17 protein-coding genes are annotated in these 18,949 nt (G+C 62.7%); 12 read left to right on the forward strand and 5 right to left on the reverse strand.

Going from position 1 to position 18,949, the window contains the following annotated elements; genetic code table 11:
* The first annotated feature begins 198 nt into the window (after window positions 1-198).
* The 9 genes from ACSQ3I_RS15045 to glgX all read left to right on the forward strand — a co-directional run bounded on the left by ACSQ3I_RS15045 (window position 199) and on the right by glgX (window position 12,185).
* Window positions 199-1,230 (forward strand): substrate-binding domain-containing protein, encoded by a 1,032-nt coding sequence (locus ACSQ3I_RS15045; RefSeq protein ID WP_436000181.1) that lies wholly within the window; start codon window positions 199-201, stop codon window positions 1,228-1,230.
* Between the two features lie 86 nt (window positions 1,231-1,316).
* On the forward strand, window positions 1,317-2,873 hold the full coding sequence (locus ACSQ3I_RS15050; RefSeq protein WP_436000183.1) for a sugar ABC transporter ATP-binding protein: 1,557 nt from the start codon (window positions 1,317-1,319) through the stop codon (window positions 2,871-2,873).
* A 22-nt stretch (window positions 2,874-2,895) separates the two neighbouring features.
* Complete coding sequence (locus ACSQ3I_RS15055) at window positions 2,896-3,882, forward strand: ABC transporter permease (protein WP_436000185.1); 987 nt, start codon at window positions 2,896-2,898, stop codon at window positions 3,880-3,882.
* Window positions 3,883-3,884: 2 nt separating this feature from the next.
* On the forward strand, window positions 3,885-4,895 hold the full coding sequence (locus ACSQ3I_RS15060; protein WP_436000187.1) for a sugar-binding transcriptional regulator: 1,011 nt from the start codon (window positions 3,885-3,887) through the stop codon (window positions 4,893-4,895).
* On the forward strand, window positions 4,892-5,887 hold the full coding sequence (locus tag ACSQ3I_RS15065; RefSeq protein WP_436000189.1) for an aldo/keto reductase: 996 nt from the start codon (window positions 4,892-4,894) through the stop codon (window positions 5,885-5,887). Before ACSQ3I_RS15060 ends, ACSQ3I_RS15065 begins: the two co-directional genes overlap by 4 nt.
* A 17-nt stretch (window positions 5,888-5,904) precedes the next feature.
* Window positions 5,905-7,608 (forward strand): FAD-dependent oxidoreductase, encoded by a 1,704-nt coding sequence (locus tag ACSQ3I_RS15070; protein ID WP_436000191.1) that lies wholly within the window; start codon window positions 5,905-5,907, stop codon window positions 7,606-7,608.
* 2 nt (window positions 7,609-7,610) lie between these two features.
* On the forward strand, window positions 7,611-8,453 hold the full coding sequence (locus tag ACSQ3I_RS15075; protein WP_436000192.1) for a class I fructose-bisphosphate aldolase: 843 nt from the start codon (window positions 7,611-7,613) through the stop codon (window positions 8,451-8,453).
* A 33-nt stretch (window positions 8,454-8,486) separates the two neighbouring features.
* Entirely contained in the window at window positions 8,487-9,998 is a 1,512-nt protein-coding gene (locus ACSQ3I_RS15080) for an FGGY-family carbohydrate kinase (protein ID WP_436000193.1), read from the forward strand.
* A gap of 99 nt (window positions 9,999-10,097) precedes the next feature.
* Window positions 10,098-12,185, forward strand: a complete 2,088-nt coding sequence (gene glgX / locus ACSQ3I_RS15085; RefSeq protein ID WP_436000195.1) for a glycogen debranching protein GlgX — start codon at window positions 10,098-10,100, stop codon at window positions 12,183-12,185.
* Window positions 12,186-12,276: 91 nt separating this feature from the next.
* Here glgX and glgA read toward each other — a convergent pair whose 3' ends face one another.
* Window positions 12,277-13,752, reverse strand: coding sequence for a glycogen synthase GlgA (gene glgA / locus ACSQ3I_RS15090; protein WP_436000196.1), 1,476 nt, complete (start codon window positions 13,750-13,752; stop codon window positions 12,277-12,279).
* A 274-nt stretch (window positions 13,753-14,026) separates the two neighbouring features.
* Window positions 14,027-14,266, reverse strand: a complete 240-nt coding sequence (locus tag ACSQ3I_RS15095) for a DUF2934 domain-containing protein (protein ID WP_436000198.1) — start codon at window positions 14,264-14,266, stop codon at window positions 14,027-14,029.
* A gap of 178 nt (window positions 14,267-14,444) precedes the next feature.
* Here ACSQ3I_RS15095 and ACSQ3I_RS15100 point away from each other — a divergent pair, with 178 nt between their 5' ends.
* The gene (locus ACSQ3I_RS15100; protein WP_436000200.1) at window positions 14,445-14,684 is read left to right on the forward strand and encodes a hypothetical protein; all 240 of its coding nucleotides are present in this window, start codon (window positions 14,445-14,447) and stop codon (window positions 14,682-14,684) included.
* A gap of 111 nt (window positions 14,685-14,795) precedes the next feature.
* Here ACSQ3I_RS15100 and ACSQ3I_RS15105 read toward each other — a convergent pair whose 3' ends face one another.
* The 3 genes from ACSQ3I_RS15105 to ACSQ3I_RS15115 all read right to left on the reverse strand — a co-directional run bounded on the left by ACSQ3I_RS15105 (window position 14,796) and on the right by ACSQ3I_RS15115 (window position 16,201).
* Window positions 14,796-15,296 carry a ferritin-like domain-containing protein gene (locus ACSQ3I_RS15105; RefSeq protein ID WP_436000202.1) on the reverse strand — a complete coding sequence of 167 codons (501 nt, stop codon included), beginning with the start codon at window positions 15,294-15,296 and terminating at the stop codon, window positions 14,796-14,798.
* Window positions 15,297-15,370: 74 nt separating this feature from the next.
* Window positions 15,371-15,958 carry a DNA-3-methyladenine glycosylase gene (locus tag ACSQ3I_RS15110; RefSeq protein WP_436000203.1) on the reverse strand — a complete coding sequence of 196 codons (588 nt, stop codon included), beginning with the start codon at window positions 15,956-15,958 and terminating at the stop codon, window positions 15,371-15,373.
* 90 nt (window positions 15,959-16,048) lie between these two features.
* Complete coding sequence (locus tag ACSQ3I_RS15115) at window positions 16,049-16,201, reverse strand: hypothetical protein (protein ID WP_436000204.1); 153 nt, start codon at window positions 16,199-16,201, stop codon at window positions 16,049-16,051.
* 232 nt (window positions 16,202-16,433) lie between these two features.
* Between ACSQ3I_RS15115 and ACSQ3I_RS15120 the strand changes: the two genes are divergently transcribed.
* On the forward strand, window positions 16,434-16,937 hold the full coding sequence (locus ACSQ3I_RS15120) for a sigma-70 family RNA polymerase sigma factor (protein WP_436000206.1): 504 nt from the start codon (window positions 16,434-16,436) through the stop codon (window positions 16,935-16,937).
* A 77-nt stretch (window positions 16,938-17,014) separates the two neighbouring features.
* On the forward strand, window positions 17,015-18,874 hold the full coding sequence (gene treZ / locus ACSQ3I_RS15125) for a malto-oligosyltrehalose trehalohydrolase (RefSeq protein ID WP_436000208.1): 1,860 nt from the start codon (window positions 17,015-17,017) through the stop codon (window positions 18,872-18,874).
* The last annotated feature ends 75 nt before the right edge of the window (window positions 18,875-18,949 follow it).

Here is an 18,949-nt window from a genome sequence, read left to right on the forward strand (position 1 = left end):
GGAGCGGCGGTTTGGGTGCACAATCGCTCCCGGCACGGATGATATGAAATATATTTCATTGCGTGAATTATATTGACAACATGGGCGGAACCGCGCAATTTGCCTTCACCGCGGATCGAGGAGAACCCGCGGTTCCACAGATCAGGCGCAAAGCGCCGAGGTTATTTTTGGGAGGGGCTTCGGCCTCGAGGAGGACATTTGCGCACATTTTTCAGCATGGCCGCAACCGCGGCCCTGGCAGCCACCCTATTGTCCGGCACGGCGTCGGCTCAGGAAACCGAAAACCCGTTCCGCTGCAAGCCGGGCGAAAAATACGTCATGAACGTCATGGTTTCCGGCGTCGAATACTGGTTCCCGGTCTATGAGATGTTCAAGCAGGCCGGCAAGCAGTTCGGCTGCGAAACGGCCTATACCGGCACGCCGGAATATGACGTCAACAAGCAGATCGCCACGTTCGACCAGGCCCTGGCGCAGAACCCGGCCGGCATTCTCGTCCATCCGATGAACTCCGATCCGTTCATCGAGCCGATCAACCGCGCCATCGACCAGGGCACCGCGGTCGTCACGTTTGCTGCGGACTCGCCGCTGTCGAAGCGCATCTCGTTCATCACGTCTGACAACACCCGCGAGGGCATCTACGCCGCCGACGCGCTGGCCGAGAAGCTGGGCGGCAAGGGCGAATATGCGGTTCTGGAAAACCCCGGCCAGGACAACCACGACAAGCGCATCGCCGCCTTCATCGGCCGCATGGAAGAAAAGTGGCCTGACATGAAGCTGGTCGGCCGCGCTGCGTCGAACCAGGACCCGACCAAGGCTTATCAGGGCCTGCTCAGCATCATCCAGGCGAACCCGAACCTCGGCGCCGTCTTCATGCCGGAAGCCAACTCGGCGATCGGCGCGGCCCAGGCCTCGAAGGAAAGCGGCGGCAAGGTGCTCGTCATGTGCGCCGACGTCAACGCCAACATCCTCGATATGATCAAGGCCGGCGAAGTCTTCGGTTCGATCAACCCGAACCAGGGCATGCAGGGTTACATGGGCTTCATGCTCTTGTGGCTCGCCAAGCATCCGGAACTCATCGACCCGATGAACGATGCCAAGCGCTCCGGCTTCAACCCGATGAGCGTTCCCTTCGTCGACAACGGCCTGTCGATCGTCACGGCCGAAAATGCCGATGATTTTTATTGGGACAAGTACCTGAAGCGTCGTGGTACGAAGGGTATCGAGGAGTAAGTCCGTCGTTCGGCGGCTTGGGGTGGGCCGTTTCGGCCCGCTCCATCCGCCGACGATCCGGACATGAGAAGGCGAGGAGTACCCCGATGGCATCGACGGTTTCGGCCGGAAGCGGTCCAGTTCTGGAAATCCGCAACGTTTCCAAACACTTCGGTGTCGTGAAAGCACTGTCCGGCGTCGATTTTGCGCTGGAGCGCGGCGAGATCCATGCCCTGTGCGGCGAAAACGGCGCCGGCAAGTCCACCCTGATGAACATCATCGCCGGCGTGCTGCAGCCGAGTGAAGGCGAGATCCGTTTCGAGGGCAATGTCGTGCGCATCGCCTCTCCGGCAACGGCGCAAAAACTCGGCATCGGCCTGGTGCATCAGGAAATCGCGCTGTGCCCCGACGTGTCGGTGGCGGAAAACATGTTCATGGCGGCGACCAGCCTGCGCAAGGCGCCGATGATGAATTATCGCGAGCTGAACCGACAGGCGCAGCAGATCATGCATCGCCTGGCGCCGATCCCCGTCGATGCCAAGGTTTCGACGTTGTCGATTTCCAACCAGCAACTGGTCGAGATCGCCAAGGCGCTGACGCTCGATTGCCGCGTGCTGATCTTCGACGAACCGACGGCGGCGCTGACGGAATCGGAAGCCAAGGTGCTGTTCGGCATCATCCGCGATTTGAAGGCGCAGGGAATTTCCATCATCTATATCAGCCACCGCATGGCGGAGATTTTTAGCCTTTGCGACCGGGTGACGGTGTTCCGCGACGGGCGTTATGTTTCGACCGACCCGATCAAGGACGTCGATGCGGATTATGTCGTGCGCCGCATGGTCGGTCGCGAAATCACCCAACTCTATCCGCCGAAATTGTCCGAGCCGCCGGGCGAAGTCATCCTTTCTGTCCGCGATCTCGGCGACGGTACCCGCTTCTCGAAGATCGGCTTCGATGTGCGCAAGGGCGAAATCCTCGGCATTGGCGGCCTGATCGGCGCCGGGCGGACGGAGATCGCCGAAGGTATCTGCGGCCTGCGGCCGGTGACGACGGGCGGCGTGCTGCTGCACGGCGTGCCGCAAAAGATCGGCTCCTATGCGGACGCGGTGAAGAGCGGCATCGTCTACCTCTCGGAGGACCGCAAGGGGTCGGGCGTTTTCCTTGACTTGTCGATTGCGAAGAACATTTCGGCGCTGGACCTGAAGCGCTTGACGACAGCCTTCGGGCTGCTGAACGCCCGGGCGGAGGCGGACCTCGCCCGGGATTTCACCAAAAAACTCGGCGTGCGCATGGGCGGCATCGATTACCCGGTCTCGTCGCTCTCGGGCGGCAACCAGCAGAAGGTGGCGATTGCCAAGCAGCTGTCGGTCAATCCGAAAGTCATCCTGATGGACGAGCCGACGCGCGGCATCGATGTCGGCGCCAAGTCGGAAATCCATCGGCTTCTGCGCGAGCTTGCCGAAACCGGCATCGGCATCGTGGTGATCTCGTCGGAACTGCCGGAATTGCTCGGCCTCTGCGACCGGGTGGCGGTGATCCGGGAGGGGCATATCGCCGGCGAACTGACGGGAGAGGACATGTCTGAGGAAAACGTCATGCGACTGGCCTCCGGTGTCGCCATGGAGACGGCGGACAACGAACGGCGGGCGTCCGCGCATGTCTGAGAAGGATAAGGGAGAGACGAAGATGGCAGTCGATACATTGGCAGGCGGCGAGGAGCGGGTCTCTTCGTGGCGCCGGCTCGGTTCCATGCGCGAGGCGGGACTGATCGCCATCATCCTGGCACTGTGCGTGATCATGACGTTCGCGTCGCCGCATTTCCTGACGCTCGGCAATTTCCGGGCGATGCTGATGTCCTTCTCGGTGGAAGGCATCGTCGTCGTCGGCATGACGGTGTTGCTGATCGTCGGCGGTATCGATTTGGCCGTCGGCTCGGTGGTCTGCTTCGCCATGGTGTTTGCCGGCTCGCTGTTCCTTCTCGGGCTGGATCCGTGGAGCGCATCGCTGCTCGGCATCCTCGCCAGTGCGGCGATCGGGGCGATCATGGGCTTCTTCGTCACCGTGGTCGGGCTCAACCACTTCATTACCTCGCTGGCGGCGATGGTCATCGTGCGCGGCCTCTGCCTGATCATCACCAAGGGAACGCCGCTGTCGCTGTTCACCATGCCGCCGGCCTTCAAGGCAGTGGGGCAGGGGACGTTCTACGGCGTGCCCTATGTCATCCTGATTTTCGTCGCCGTCGTTGTCGTCTTCGATTTCCTGCTGCGCCGCGCCACCGCCTTCCGCAAGGTGTTCTATACCGGCAGCAACGAGAAGGCGGCGCAATATTCCGGCATCAAGACCAAGCAGGTAAAATTCTGGGTGACGGTGATGTGCTCGACGCTCGCCGGTGTCGCAGGCGTCATCTACATGTCGCGCTTCGGTGCCGCGACGCCAACCTTCGGCGTCGGCATGGAGCTGAACATCATCGCCGCGGCGGTCATCGGCGGCGCGTCGCTCAATGGCGGCTCGGGCACCATCCTCGGCGCCATCCTCGGCATCGCGCTGCTCTCGGTCGTCACCTCGTCGCTGATCCTGCTCGACGTCTCCGTCTACTGGCAGGATATGATCAAGGGCTGCATCCTGCTCGCGGCCGTGTCCATCGACCACTTCCTGCACAAGCGAAAGGCCTGAGCATGGCCATCGGCAAGCTCGTGAAGAAACCCGCCGGCTCCTCCGGCCCCCGCGAAGAAATCGTCATCGCGCGGCAGATGCACCAGGCGCTCGTGCTGCACTTCCTCGAAGGGTTGACGCAGGCGCAGATCGCCGACCGGCTCGGCATCTCGCATGCCACCGTCAACCGGCTGATCAAGCGCGGCCGGCAGCTCGGCCTCGTCGAGATCAAGATCAAGTCGCCGGTCGAACAGCTTGTCGATATGGAAGAACAGCTTCTGGCGCTGGGTGGCATCGATCGTGCCGTGGTGGTGCCGACCGTCTCCGACAATCCGCAGCTTTCGCTGCAGGCGACCGGCGAGGCGGCGGCGCGGCTGCTGCTCGATACGATCAAGGACGGTGACACCATCTGCATCACCGGCGGCAAGGGCGTCAGCGCCGTCGTCGCCGGGCTGAAGCCGACGCGGCGCTACGACGTCGAGGTCATTCCGGCGACCGGCTGCGTCCAGGGCAAGCACTATACCGACGTCAACCACGTCGCGACGCTGATGGCCGACAAGCTCGGCGGCCGGGCCTACCAGATCCACGCGCCGCTCTTCGCCGACGATGCCGACCAGCGCGAGATGCTGATCAACATGCGCTCGGTCTCGAACGTCTTCCGTCTGGCCCGCGAAGCAACCCTCGCAGTCGTCGGCATCGGTTCGATCATGAGCGACGATTCGAGCTACTACGACCTGCATCCGTCTTCCGCGACAGATCGCGCCGCGATCGAGCGCTCTGGGGCAAGCTGCGAATTGCTCGCCCACCTGCTCGATGCCGGCGGTGCCGTCTGCGACTACAGCCTCAACCGCTCGCTGGTTTCCCTGACGCTTGACGAATTCGCCTCGATCCCCACCAAGATCGGCGTTGCCAGCGGTCCGAACAAGGCCGGGCCGATCCTCAGCGTCATGCGCGGCGGCCATCTCGATACGCTGGTGACCGACGAAAGCACCAGCGCCCGCATCCTTGATCTTGCTCACGGAGTTTCAGCATGACCGCCTCTCAGATCACTCGCGACATCGGCAAATCCGGCGTTACCGCATCGGCCGTCGGCCTCGGCACCTGGGCCATCGGCGGATGGATGTGGGGCGGCACCGACGAGAAGGAATCGATTGCCGCGATCCAGGCCTCGCTCGATGCCGGCGTGTCGCTGATCGACACCGCGCCGGCCTATGGCCTCGGCCGCTCCGAGGAGATCGTCGGCAAGGCGCTGGCCGGCCGGCGTGACAAGGCGGTGATCGCCACCAAATGCGGCCTCGTCTGGCACACGCAGAAGGGCAGGCATTTCTTCGATCAGGACGGCAAGCCGGTGCACCGTTATCTCGGCCGCGATGCGATCTTCCACGAGGTGGAGGAAAGCCTGAAACGGCTCGGCACCGATTACATCGACCTCTACATCACCCACTGGCAGGACCCGACGACGCCGATTGCCGAGACGATGCAGGCGCTGGAAGACCTGCGCAAGCAAGGCAAGATCCGCGCCATCGGCGCCAGCAATGTCAGCCGCACCGAACTGGAAGACTATGCGCGGATCGGCGGGCTGGATGCGATCCAGGAGCGCTTCAGCATGATCGACCGCGAAATCGAGGCGGAGCTGCTGCCGGTGACGACGCGGGAAGGCATTGCGACGCTGAGTTATTCCTCGCTGGCGCTCGGCCTGCTGTCCGGCGTGATCGGGCCGGACCGGGTGTTCGAAGGCGACGACCAGCGTCGCGACAATCCACGCTTCTCCGTTGCCAACCGGGAGAAGGTCGCGGCCTTCTCCGCCGATATCCGCCCCGTTGCCGACGCCCATCAGGCGAGCATCGCCCAGATCGTCATCGCTTGGACGCTGGCGCAGCCGGGCATCACCTTCGCGCTCTGCGGCGCCCGCAACCCGCGCCAGGCACTCGACAATGCCCGCGCCGGAACCATCCGGCTGAGCGACGACGAGCGCGGTCTGATCGACACGGCGATTGCCGGTCGGCTGGCGCAGATGGACTCATAAGGACCGGACGACAGGTCATGAACCGCAAACATGTGATGGATGAACTCCGCGTCCGCGGTCAGGTGGACGTGCTGGTGGTCGGCGGCGGCATCAATGGTGTCAGCGTCTTCCGCGAACTGGCGCTGCAGGGCGTCGACGTGCTGCTTGTCGAGCGCCACGATTTCTGTTCCGGCGCCAGCGCTGCCCCGTCACGCATGGTTCATGGCGGTCTGCGATACTTGGAAAATGGCGAGTTCAAGCTGGTGAAGGAATCGCTGTTCGAGCGCGACCGGCTGCTGGCCAACGCGCCGCACTATGTCGGGCCGCTGCCGACGACGGTGCCGATCTTTGATTTTTTCTCCGGCATCGGCAACGGCATCGTGCGTTTCCTCGGCCTTACCCGGCGCCCGAGCCGCCGCGGCGCCGTGGTCATCAAGGCAGGCCTCAGCATCTACGACTTCTTCACCAAGGCGCGGCGGATGATGCCGCAGCACCAGTTCCGCAGCCGGCGGGAAACGTTGGCAAAATGGCCGGCGCTCAATCCGTCGATCCGCAATTCGGCGACCTATTACGATGCATGGGTAAGCCATCCCGAACGTATCGGCATCGAGTTGCTGGAGGACGGCCTGTCGGCGCATGCCGGTGCGCGAGCTCTGAATTATGCCGAGGCCAGCCGTGGGCCGGATGGCGGATTGGTAGTGACGGACAAGATTTCCGGTGAGGCCGTCGCCGTCACGCCAAAAATGATCGTCAACGCCACTGGCGGCTGGATCGACCTGACCAACACGGAACTGAAGACGAAATCGGACCGGCCGTTGATGGGCGGCACCAAGGGTTCGCACCTGATCGTCGAGAACGAAGCGCTGAAGACGGCGCTCGGCGATCACATGATCTATTATGAAAACGAGGATGGCCGGATCTGCATCCTGTTTCCCTATCTCGGCAAGGTGCTGATCGGCTCGACCGATATCCGCGTCGACAATCCTGAGGTGGTGCGTTGCGAGGCGGATGAGCGCGACTATATCCTGCAATCGCTGGCCTTCGTCCTGCCGGAGATCCGCATCCGGCCGGAGGAGATCGTCTTCCAGTTTGCCGGCGTGCGGCCGCTGCCGGCCAGCAACGACAGTTTTACCGGCCGCATCCCGCGCGATCATTTCTGCACCGTCATCGAAGGCGAGCAGCCGGTGCTGTGCATGATCGGCGGCAAGTGGACGACGTTCCGCTCCTTCGGCGAACTGGCTGCCGACATGGTGCTGGAACGGCTGGCCTTGCCGCGTCGCATCGAGACCACGGAGCGGGCCATCGGCGGCGGCCGCGATTATCCCACCAACAGCAATGACTGGGTGGCGCGGCTGGCGGAAAACCATCGGCTGACATTGGCGCAGGCGGAACTGCTTTTCCGCCGGTATGGCACAAGGGCAGAAGCCATTGCGGCATTTATCGCCGAAGGAAACGATGCGCCGCTGCCGGGCGCGGCCTATTCACGGCGAGAAATTCTGTATCTCATCCGCAACGAGGCGGTCGAACATCCGGGCGACATCATCCTGCGCCGCACGACTCTGGCCATCACCGGTGAGGTGTCCATGCAGGTTGTCGACGCCATTCTCGATCTGCTTGCTGCCGAGCGACAGTGGCCGGACGAGCGCCGCGCGGCGGAGCGGATGCTCTTCCTCGACCTCATGGCCGAACGCCACGGCGTTTCCGCAGAAACCCTTATCGCACGCAACTCCCAAGGAGACTGAACATGAAAACCAATCACAAGGCCCGCATGAACCGGCTGTTCGGCGGTGGCCGCTGCCTGGACGTGGCCATCGATCACGGCGTCTGCAACGAACCGAGTTTCCTTTCCGGTCTGGAAGACATGGAAGGCGTCGTCAAGGCGCTGGTGGCGGCCAATCCGGATGCGATCCAGATGAGCTACGGCGCTGCCGATATCCTGCAGTCGATCGAAAGCAAGGACAAACCGGCGCTGGTGATGCGTCTCGACATGGGCAACCCCTACAACAAGATCCGCCACCGCTCCATGTGGGCGGTGATGCAGAACGAGGCCGAACCGCTGGTCGGCGCGCTGCAGATGGATGCGGCCTGCGTCGTCGTCAATCTGTTCATGTTGCCGGATGAGCCCGACCTGTTCCGCCAGTGCGTGCAGAACATCGCCCGCGTCCGCGCCGATTGCGAAAAATACGGCATGCCGCTGATGATCGAGCCGCTGGCGATGCTCCCCGTTGCCGAACACGGCGGTTACATGGTCGATGGCGATCCGGAAAAGATCGTGACGCTGACGCGGCTTGCCAGCGAAATGGGCGCCGATGTCATCAAGGCCGACCCGACCACCAATCCGGAGGATTTCCACCGCGTCGTGCAGGCGGCGCGTTGCCCCGTGCTCGTCCGCGGCGGCGGCAAGGAAGACCTGCGCGCGGTGTTCGATAAGTCGGCCGCGCTGATGGCGCAGGGCGCCAAGGGTATGGTTTACGGCCGTAACATCTACCAGCATGCCAATCCCAGCGCCGTCGTGCGCGGGCTGATGGCGATCATCCATGACGATGCCGGTGGCGCAGAGGCCTTTGAACTGTATCAGAAGGGCTGATAGGCCAGCGAAGACCTTTGGGAGGAGGCGCATATGGGTGAGTATCTGCTGGGGCTCGATGCCGGCAACACCGTCATCAAGGCGGTGATCTTCGATCTGCAGGGCAAGGAGATCGCCGCTGCCGCGGAAGAAGGCCACAGCCGCATGCCGCGGCCGGGCCATGTCGAACGCGGTCTCGACGAACTCTGGCAGAATGCCCGCCTGGTTATCGCCTCCTGCCTGAAACAGGCCGGCATCTCACCGGCCGACATCGCCGCCATCGGCTGCGCCGGCCACGGCAACGGCCTCTATGCGCTTGATAAGGCTGGCGATCCGCTGCTCGGCATCCAGTCGATCGACACGCGCGCTTCGGCGCTGGTCGAGGAATGGCAGGCTGCGGGCGTTGGCGACCGGACCTATCCCATCGGCCAGCAACGCCCCTGGCCGGCGCAGACGCCGACCTTGATGGCGTGGCTCAAGCGGCACCAGCCGGAGATGTTTGCGAAGATCGGCACGGTGTTCCTCTGCAAGGATTTCATCGTCAACCGGCTGACCGGCGAACGGGTCAGCGAGGTCTCCGACATGATCGGCTGCGGGCTGTTGCATGTGGCGGAGCGGCGCTACGACCGGCCGCTGATGCAGGCCTACGGGCTGGAAGAGGCATTCGATACCCTGCCGCGGCTCTTGGAAAGCGCTGAGATCGCCGGGCATGTCAGCGACAAGGCTGCGGCGGAAACCGGGTTGAAGGCGGGCACGCCCGTCGTTGCCGGGCTTTTCGATGTCATCGCCAGCGCGCTTGGCTCCGGCGTGGCGCGCACCGGTGCTGCGTCGATCATCGCCGGCACCTGGAGCATCAACCAGGTAGTCATCGACCGGCCGGCCCTGGACGGCCCGGTGTTCATGTCGTCGAGCTTCGACCACGAGCGCTACATGGCGATCGAATCGAGCGCGACATCTGCGGCCAACCTGGAATGGATCGTGCGGGAATTTTTTGCCGACGAGCGGCCGGACGGCCGTTCGCCCTTCGAGGTCTGCAGCGAACTGGTGGGTTCGGTGGCGCCCGCCGACGACAATCCGCACTATCATCCCTATGTGTACGGCGCGCAGCAGGATGGCAACGCCCGGGCCGGCTTCTACGGCGTCGGCGGCTGGCACACCAAGGCGCATCTGCTGCACGCGGTCTTCGAAGGCGTCGCCTTCGGGCACCGCTGGCATATCGACAATCTTCGGCGCGCCGGCGCGCGTTTCGACGAGGCGATCCTCTCCGGCGGCGGCTCGCGCAGTGCCGTCTGGCCGCAGATTTTTGCTGACGTGCTGGGCGTGCCCGTTTCCGTGGCGCGGTCGCGGGAGACCGGCGCATTGGGCGCGGCGATTGCCGCCGGCATCGGCGTCGGCCTGTTCGGCGGTTTCGAGGCCGGTGCGGCGGCCATGACCGAGGTGGTCCGCAGCTATCAGCCCAATCCGCAGCTGAAGGCGCTGTACGATCGCCGTTATGCCCTGCACCGCGATATCGTCGAGGCGATGACGCCGATCTGGAAGCGCCTGGCATCGGCCGCGCCCGCATGACGGGTGCCGATGCGGTCCGGTTGAATTTTTTGCACTGCAGCGGAACCAAGCGGGCCGTGAGGACTTAACCTGCCGAACAGAATTCGGGGGTTTTTCTTCATGACATCGATGAATGGCGGCTATTCGATCCAATCCGGAAGCTGGACCGAACTGGGCGCAACATGGCAGGGCGACGGCGTCAACTTCGCCCTGTTTTCAGCGCATGCCGAACGGGTGGAACTCTGCCTTTTCGACGACCGCGGCCAGACCGAAATCGCCCGGCTGACGCTGCCGGAATTCACCAACGAGATCTGGCACGGCTTCGTTCCCGGCCTGAAGCCGGGAGCGCTGTACGGTTATCGTGTTCATGGCCCGTATGATCCCGGCAATGGCCACCGCTTCAACCCGAACAAGCTGCTGATCGATCCTTACGCCCGCCAGCTCGTCGGCCCGCTGCAATGGTCAGAAGCGCTGTTCGGCTACGACCTACTGCACAAGGACAAGGACCTGACCTTCGACAAGCGCGACAGCGCCGCCGGCATGCCGAAATGCCGCGTCGTCGATCCCTCGACCTACGATGCCAGCGGCGACGTGAAGCCGAACATCCCCTGGTCGCAGACGGTGATCTATGAAACCCACGTCAAAGGCTTCACCCAGCTGAACCCCAACATTCCCGAGGAGCTGCGCGGAACCTATGAAGGCATGGGCCACAAGGCGGCGGTCGATTACATCAAGGGATTGGGCATCACCAGTGTCGAGCTTCTGCCGGTCCACGAATTTCCCGACGATTCCTATCTGATCGACAGGGGGCTGAAGAACTACTGGGGGTATAACACGCTCGCATTCTTCGCCCCGGCCTCCCGCTATTTCGGCCCGAATGGCGTCGATGGCTTCCGCGCCATGGTTCGCGCCTTCCACGATGCGGGCGTCGAGGTCATCCTCGACGTCGTCTACAACCACACGGCCGAGGGCAACGAACTCGGCCCGACGCTGTCCTTCAAGGGCATCGACAATTTCTCCTATTACCGGACGATGCCGACCGATCACCGCTATTACATCAACGACACCGGTACCGGGAACACCGTCAACACCTCGCATCCGCGCGTGCTGCAGCTCATCACCGATTCCTTGCGCTACTGGGTGGAGCACATGCATGTCGACGGTTTCCGCTTCGATCTCGGCACCATCCTTGGCCGCGAGCCGGAAGGTTTCGACCAGCGCGGCGGCTTCTTCGACGTGATGACGCAGGATCCCGTCCTGTCCAAGGTGAAGCTGATCGGCGAGCCCTGGGATGTCGGCCCCGGCGGCTACCAGCTCGGCGGCTTTCCGCCCGGCTGGGCGGAGTGGAACGACAAGTACCGCGACACCGTGCGCGAATACTGGCTGGATACCGACGGCACCGCCCCGGACTTTGCGGCGCGCGTGCTGGGCTCCGGCGATATCTACGATCTGCGCGGCCGTCGCCCGTGGGCGAGTGTCAACTTCATCGCCGCCCATGACGGGTTCACCGTCAACGATCTCGTTTCCTACAACGAGAAGCACAACGAGGCGAACGGCGAGGACAACAAGGACGGCCACGATCACAATCGCAGCTTCAACTACGGTGCGGAAGGTCCGACCGAGGACGAGGCGATCAATGCCGCCCGCGACCGCCAGAAGCGCAATTTCCTGGCAACGCTGCTTCTGTCGCACGGCACGCCGATGTTGCTCGGCGGCGACGAATTCGGCCGCAGCCAGATGGGCAACAACAACGGCTACTGCCAGGACAGCGAGTTGAGTTGGCTGCACTGGGAGAACCTGCCGCCATCGGCGGAGATCCTGCGCAATTTCGTGCGGCGTCTGACGACGATTCGCGCCGAGCAGCCGATCTTCCGCCGCGACAGCTGGCGGGACGGCATGATCGTCACGTGGCTTAACTGCAATGGCGGCGAGCAGTCGCAGGAACATTGGGATGATCCGGGCGGCACGACGATCGGGGTGCAGCTGTCGATGAACGGCGATGACGGCGATACCGACACCTGGACGGAGGTGATGGTGCTCTTCAACCCGCATGACGGCACGGTGCCGTTCGTCTTGCCGGCATCGCACAGCGGGACCTGGGCACTGGAACTCTGCACAACCGATACGACGCGGCACGGCGAGATGTTCTCGACGGACGACGTCTTCGAAATGGAAAACCGCAGCCTGGCGCTTTTCCGCCGGGCTTGAGGCATGGCTACGGCCTCCATGCGGGCACATGAGCTCGACAACAAAAAGGGCGGGGCAAGGCACCCGCCCTTTTTGTTGTCCAAAACGGATATCAGCCGGTGGCCTTTATAGCCCAGTTCAGCAAGGGGTTGCGGCGGGCGAGCAGCGAGCCATAAAGCGATGCATATTGCTGGGCGCTGCGGTCCCAGGAAAAATGCGCCTTCATGCCCTGGTGCTGCAACCGCGCCCAGCGGCGCGGGTCGCGATAGGCGGCGAAGGCACGATGCAGCGCCAGACGCAGGCCTTCCTTGTCGATCGGATGGAACTGGAAGCCGGTGGCGACCCGTGCCGATACCGCGGCGTCATTGGCATCGATGATCGTTTCCGCCAGTCCGCCGGTGCGCGACACCACGGGCACGCTGCCGTATCGCAGGGCGTAGAGCTGCGTCAGGCCGCAGGGTTCGAAACGGGATGGCTGGACGATGGAATCGACGCCGCCGTGGATCATGTGCGCCGTCGGCTCGTCATAACCGATGCGCACGGCGATCCGGCCGGGATGGCGGGCTGCGGCACCGGCCAACATGTTCTCGATGTAACGATCGCCCTTGCCGAACACGATCAGCTTGCCGCCGCTCGCCACCAGGTCGTCGGCGACTTCGGCCAGCATGTCGAGGCCCTTCTGCCAGGTCAGCCGGCTGACGACGGCAAACAGCAGGCTGTCGTCGTGGTGCAGACCGAATTCCTCTTCCACCCTCCGCCGGTTGGTCCGGCGCGACTTGAGGCCGAGGTAATCGTAGTTGGCGACAAGCGCGGGATCGGTTGCCGGGTCCCACATCTCCGGATCGATGCCATTGACGATGCCGAGCAGGTCCGGCCGCCTCTCGCCGAGCACGCCTTGCATCCCCATGCCGAATTCCGGCGTCAGGATTTCGCGGGCATAGGTGGGGCTGACGGTGGTGATGGCGTCGGCCGTCTGCAGGCCGCCCTTCAGGAAGCTGATATCGCCATGATATTCGAGGCAGTTGATGTTCATTGCATCGGGAGGCAGGCCGAGGTGTTCGAGGATGCCGGCGTGGAATTGCCCCTGGAATGCCAGGTTGTGGACGGTCAGCACGCAGGGAATGTCGCGGCCCTTGCCGTATCGCATGTAGACGGATGTCAGGGCGGACTGCCAGTCATGGGTATGCACCACATCCGGCTGCCAGTGCGGCAGCAGGCCACCGGCGATTTCGGCAGCGACGACGGAAAGGGCCGCGAACCGGCGCCAGTTGTCGGGATGATCGTTGCCGCCGTCATCGACATAGGGGCCGCCTGGCCGATCGAACAGGCCGGGCGCATGCAGCACGAGAAGATCGAGGTCGCCATGCCGGCCCTGCAATAGGGTTGCCGGTTCGCCGAACACCTCGTCGAAGACGACAAGCGGCTCCATCGCCTTCAATTTGCGCAGGACCGTCGGATATCCGGGCACGAGGGTCTTGGTATGGACGCCGCAGGCCTTCAGGAATTTCGGCAAGGAGCCGGTGACATCGGCCAGGCCGCCGGTCTTGATCAGTGGGAATATTTCCGAAGTAACCGAGAGTATCTTCATGAATGCCGCATCCCCTTGCATCAGCGGGCTCCGGGGAGCCGCCTGCACACAAAACAATCTGTGAAGCGCAAACGAATAACGCAGTTCCAGCAACAGGCCGGGAAAAGCAAAGGCAGACCGAAACTCACCGCTCGCCAGGACATAACGAGGACAGACACAAACCGTTCCGCTGCAGGATAATTAAATCACGGCGGATTCCCCGCCGTCAACTGGTCAATAAACGACAGCGCCCGCAAAGCGGGCGCCTGGAGTACGCAACGCATGGTTTCAGGTTTCAGACGGCGACTTTTTTGGCGCGGCGTTTTACCGGCGCCTTGACGTCGGCATCAATGACCTCGGACGGCGCTTCCTCGATAATCGATGCTACTCGAACGGGTGTTTCCGTTTCCGTCTGATCGGCGATCTCGCGGTTGGCACGTTCCCAATGCAAGGCATCCCGACCCCAGGGCCTGCCTTCTTCTTCCCAGATTTCGTAGGCTCGTTTTTTAACTCGTTCGTACACGGTTTCCGCCATGGATCGATCTCCCCGTATGGACAGCACGTTAAACGACGACGCAATGCCGATAGTTCCACACGCGTGACGGATTGGAAAGCGCGGAAAGTTGCTGCAATCACCTAATCCATGAAAAAATTGTGCAGTGCGTCGGGAACAATCGGCCGGCTGGGGAATTCTGTTGCCATGGGAGGAAAAAATGAACCAACATTTTTGTGATGTCTTGCCGCAGGACAATGGCTGGATGTTCGTCATGGACGGCTACCAGTCTGCGATTTACCCGAACTACGAATTGGCGGTGAGGGCTGCAAACGAGCATGCCGCGCGCGTCAAGCAGCATGAACGCATCGTGCTGCGCTGCCAAACCGTGAAGGGCGACATGATGCGCATCGCCGTGACCGGCGCCAATTCCCGCCAGGGTGAGAAACGCGCAAGCTGATCACCGTTGCTCCATTGGTTTTGATGCCGGCCGTGTTTTGCACGGCCGGCATTTTTTCTGCTGCAATTGTCCGGCGGAAGGTGCGTCCGCTTTCGCGGACGCACCAAGTCGTCAGGCGGCGCGCTGCTTGGCTGCGCCGTTGACGGCGGTCTCTGCGAGCTTGGTCAATGTTTCGTCGGTTGTCGCTTCTTCCTGCAGCGTTTTGTCGAGAAGCTTGGCGACATCGTCGTGGCCGAGCTGCAAGGCCCACGCCTTCAACGTGCCGTAGCGGCTGATCTCGTAGTGCTCGACAGCCTGGGCAGCCGCCAGAAGGCCGGCATCGATGGCCGGCGAACCCTTGAACGCCTCCAGGATCTCCTCGCCTTCCTCGACGATGCCGTCGATGGCCGGGCAGGTCTTGGCGCGAGCGCGCTTGCCGATCTTCTCGAAGACCTCCTGCAGACGCTCGACATGTGTCTCGGTTTCGTCCCGATGCTTGAGGAAGGCCGCTTGCAGCTTTTCGTTCTGGGCGCCGCGCGCCATCTTCGGCAACGCCTTGAGGATCTTGCGTTCGGCGTAATAGATATCCTTGAGGGTTTCATAGAAAAGATCGTCGAGGGTTTTGTCCGCCATTGATTTTCTCCTGTGGGGGGGTGTTGCCAGGATCAAACTCGCAGGCCGATGCAATGTTCCGGCGATTTTCGCGGTCAGGAAGACGACTTGGCAAACGTGCGGCTGATGAAAGCCGAGCCGGCCAGCCCGAAGCGCCATGGCGCAGCGACATTGCGGCTGATGCCGATCCGGGGGCCCGACAACACATGCTCCGCTCGTCCGGCGGTCAGCAGAAAAGGCGGCGAACCGAGCGCCATTCCGTCCCGGGTGATGTCCACGCCCAGGGCGGCGCATAATTTTCCGGGGCCTGAGCAGAGTTTGCGCAGGTCGTCCGTCCCCCGGCGCCGCTGCATGTCGGCAAGCCCGAGCGTAGGCTGCAATGCGCGGATCAGCACGGCGCTTCCCGGCAGGCAGACGAAATTCAGGCACCAGTGGATGCCATAGGAGCGATAGACATAGGCATGCCCGGCGGGCCCGAACATGGCGGCGTTGCGGTTTGTCCGGCCGCGGAAACTGTGTGAGGCTTCGTCGTCCGGCCGGTACGCCTCCGTTTCGACGATGATGCCGCCGACGCCCTCGACGCTGACCTGCCAGCCGATCAGTTCACGGGCGACCTCGACGGCATCGCGGTCGAAGAAGGCCTTGAGCGTGTCATCGGCCTTGCTGCTCGAAGAAGAGGTCAAAAGCGTGCTCGCATCGGGATGGCAGGATTGGCTACAGGAGATTGCTACTGTCCTTTGGGGCCTGGCCAGATTCGTGGATGGCGCTTCGGCCTATTGCCGGTCCTTCCTGTCGTTCAGGGCCTTCTGCAGTTGTTTTGCCAACAGCAGCAGCCGGTCCGGCACCGGCTCCTTTTCGATTTCCTTGAGCAGCAGCGCCACTTCCTGGCTCACCACGTCGTTTTCATCTTTGTCGGTCGTCGTCATTTCAGGCCCATCATCTGTGCGAACCAGCATATTGCAAAGCGTTGCCAAAGCAAATCCGGGGCGCTGCCGGATCGGCCGACAACCGTTTCATTCCGCTTTTATCGCCATTGACTTGATCCAGCATTGCGCTGCGAAAACTTGGCCTTGAGCGGAACAGGGACAGGGAACCAAATCCGAAGCCGCGACGTTGACTAGCGTCACTTCCCGATATTGCGCTGGAGAGGTAAAACCGGTGTCCGATTTACAACCGAGCGGCGACGTTGCACGTGACGATATCGTCAAGCTTATTCCCGCTCTGCGCGCCTTTGCGCGAACATTTTGCCGCGATCCCGTCGATGCCGACGATCTCGTTCAGGAAACTCTTCTCAAGGCGCTCGCAAATCTCGACAAGTTCGAACCCGGAACCCGGCTGAAGTCCTGGCTGTTCACCATCATGCGCAACACCTTCTATACCCGCATCAAGGTGAAGAACCGCGAGGTGCCGGGATTGGAGAATTGCTCCAACGAGATGCTTTCCCTCGATGCGACGCAGGAGTGGAGCATTCGTGCCCGCGAGGTGGAAGACGCCTTTGCCAAGCTGACGCACCAGTATCGCGAGATCCTGACGCTGGTGGTGGTGCTCGGCGAGAGCTACGAGGCCGCTGCCGAAATCTGCGACTGTGCGATCGGCACCGTCAAGAGCCGCCTCAACCGCGCCCGTCGACAATTATTGGCCGAGCTTGGCGAGGATGCCTAGAGGCGACAATCGAACGGGCGGAACAATCACACGGGGCCGCTGTTTCTTCAGACAGACGGAAAGAACACGGAGACCGCATGGAAAATTCATCGACCGTCTTCCCTTCATCTGTTCATGCTGCCGAGAAGCGGCTTCGCCGGTTCCGCAAGAGTTGGGGCGCCGAGATCCTCGACGATGGCAATGTGCTTTTCCGCATCTGGGCGCCGCAGCAGCCATCGGTATCGCTGCGGCTCGGTGGCACGGACAAGCCGATGGTCGGGCGCGATGACGGCTGGTTCGAAACCGTCGTGCCGCGGGTGGATCCGTTATCGCACTATTCCTTCGTGATGCCGGATGGGGTGGTGGTGCCCGACCCCGCCGCCCGTGCCCAGGCGATCGACCAGCACGGCCCCTCCGTCGTCAGCGATCCCACGGCCTATCGTTGGCAGGTGCCGCAGTGGCGTGGCCGCCCCTGGTGCGAGACGGTGATCTACGAACTGCACATCGGCACGTTTACACCCGAGGGCACCTTCGATGCTGCAGCGGCGCGGCTGCCGGATCTGGCGGCACTCGGCATCACGGCGGTGGAAATCATGCCTGTCGCGCATTTTCCGGGAGATCGGAACTGGGGTTATGACGGCGTGTTTGCGTATGCGCCGCAGCGCCACTACGGCTCGCCGGAGGCGATGAAGGCTTTTGTCGATGCGGCACACCGCCTGGGCCTGATGGTCTTTCTGGATGTGGTCTACAATCACTTCGGGCCGGATGGAAACTACCTGCATCACTACGCGCCGCAGTTTTTTCATGCCGACAGGAACACACCCTGGGGATCGGCGATCGACTACACGAAAAAACCCGTCCGGGCGTTTTTCATCGAAAACGCCCTCTATTGGCTGGAAGAGTTCAACCTCGACGGGCTGCGTTTCGATGCCATCGACAGCATCCATGACGAGGGGTCGGAAAAGCATGTCCTGATCGAACTGTCCGAACGGGTGAGGACGACATTTTCCGGTCGCCATATCCACCTCATGACGGAGGATGCCCGCAACATCACCTCCCTGCACGAGCGCGACGAACACGGTCATGCGCCCCATTACGATGGCGAATGGAACGACGATTTTCACCACATCGCCCATGTGATCGCCACCGACGAGGGCAGGGGATATTACGGCAATTACATCGACGACCGCTGGCGCAGGCTTGCCCGGGCGCTGGCGGAAGGGTTCATCTATCAGGGCGAGATACCGAAAAGCGGCGATGGCCGGCCTCTGGGTGAAGCGAGTGCCCACCTGCCGCCCACGGTTTTCATCAACTTCATCCAGAATCACGACCAGATCGGCAATCGCGCCTTCGGCGAACGGCTGACCACGCTTGCAGAGCCGGCGGTGATCCGGCTGCTGATGGCGATGCTGCTGCTCTCGCCACAGATCCCGCTGCTTTACATGGGTGAGGAATATGGTGAGACCGCCCCCTTCCTTTTCTTCAGCGACATGGACGGGGCGCTGGGCGAAAGCGTGCGTGAAGGGCGGCGCGGCGAGGCGGAAAAATTCGGCGGTTTTGCCGAGGGCCGGACGGCCGACGATATCCCCGATCCGCTCGACCGGGAAACATTCCGTCAATCCCGCCTCGACTGGTCCCGGCGGGACACGCCGGATGGCCGGGCCTGGCTGGGGATGGTCGGCGAACTGCTTGCCCTGCGCCACGCTCGCATCGTGCCGCTGCTGCAGGCCGCCGGCGGAAACAGCGGCCAGGTCATCGTGGCCGAGGACGGGCTGGTGGCCGTGGACTGGATGCTGGGCGAAAGCCGGCTGGAGTTGCGGGCCAATTTTGCCGACAGGACGCTTCCAAGCCCCGGCATACGCGGCCCGGTCCTTTACGCGCTTTCTCCGGCCGCCGCCGGGGTGCTGGCAAGCGACGGTGAGTTGCCGGCCCGCTCCATCCTTTTCGCGCTTGCCTGACTTTGCAGCGGCAGGAGGCCGGGCCGTGACGACGCGGTCCTTCTGCTTTTTGCGGAACCGCGGAAAAGTTACCGT

Origin of the sequence: Rhizobium sp. LjRoot30 (genome assembly GCF_964253915.1) — a bacterium.
Classification (GTDB): Bacteria; Pseudomonadota; Alphaproteobacteria; order Rhizobiales; family Rhizobiaceae; genus Metarhizobium.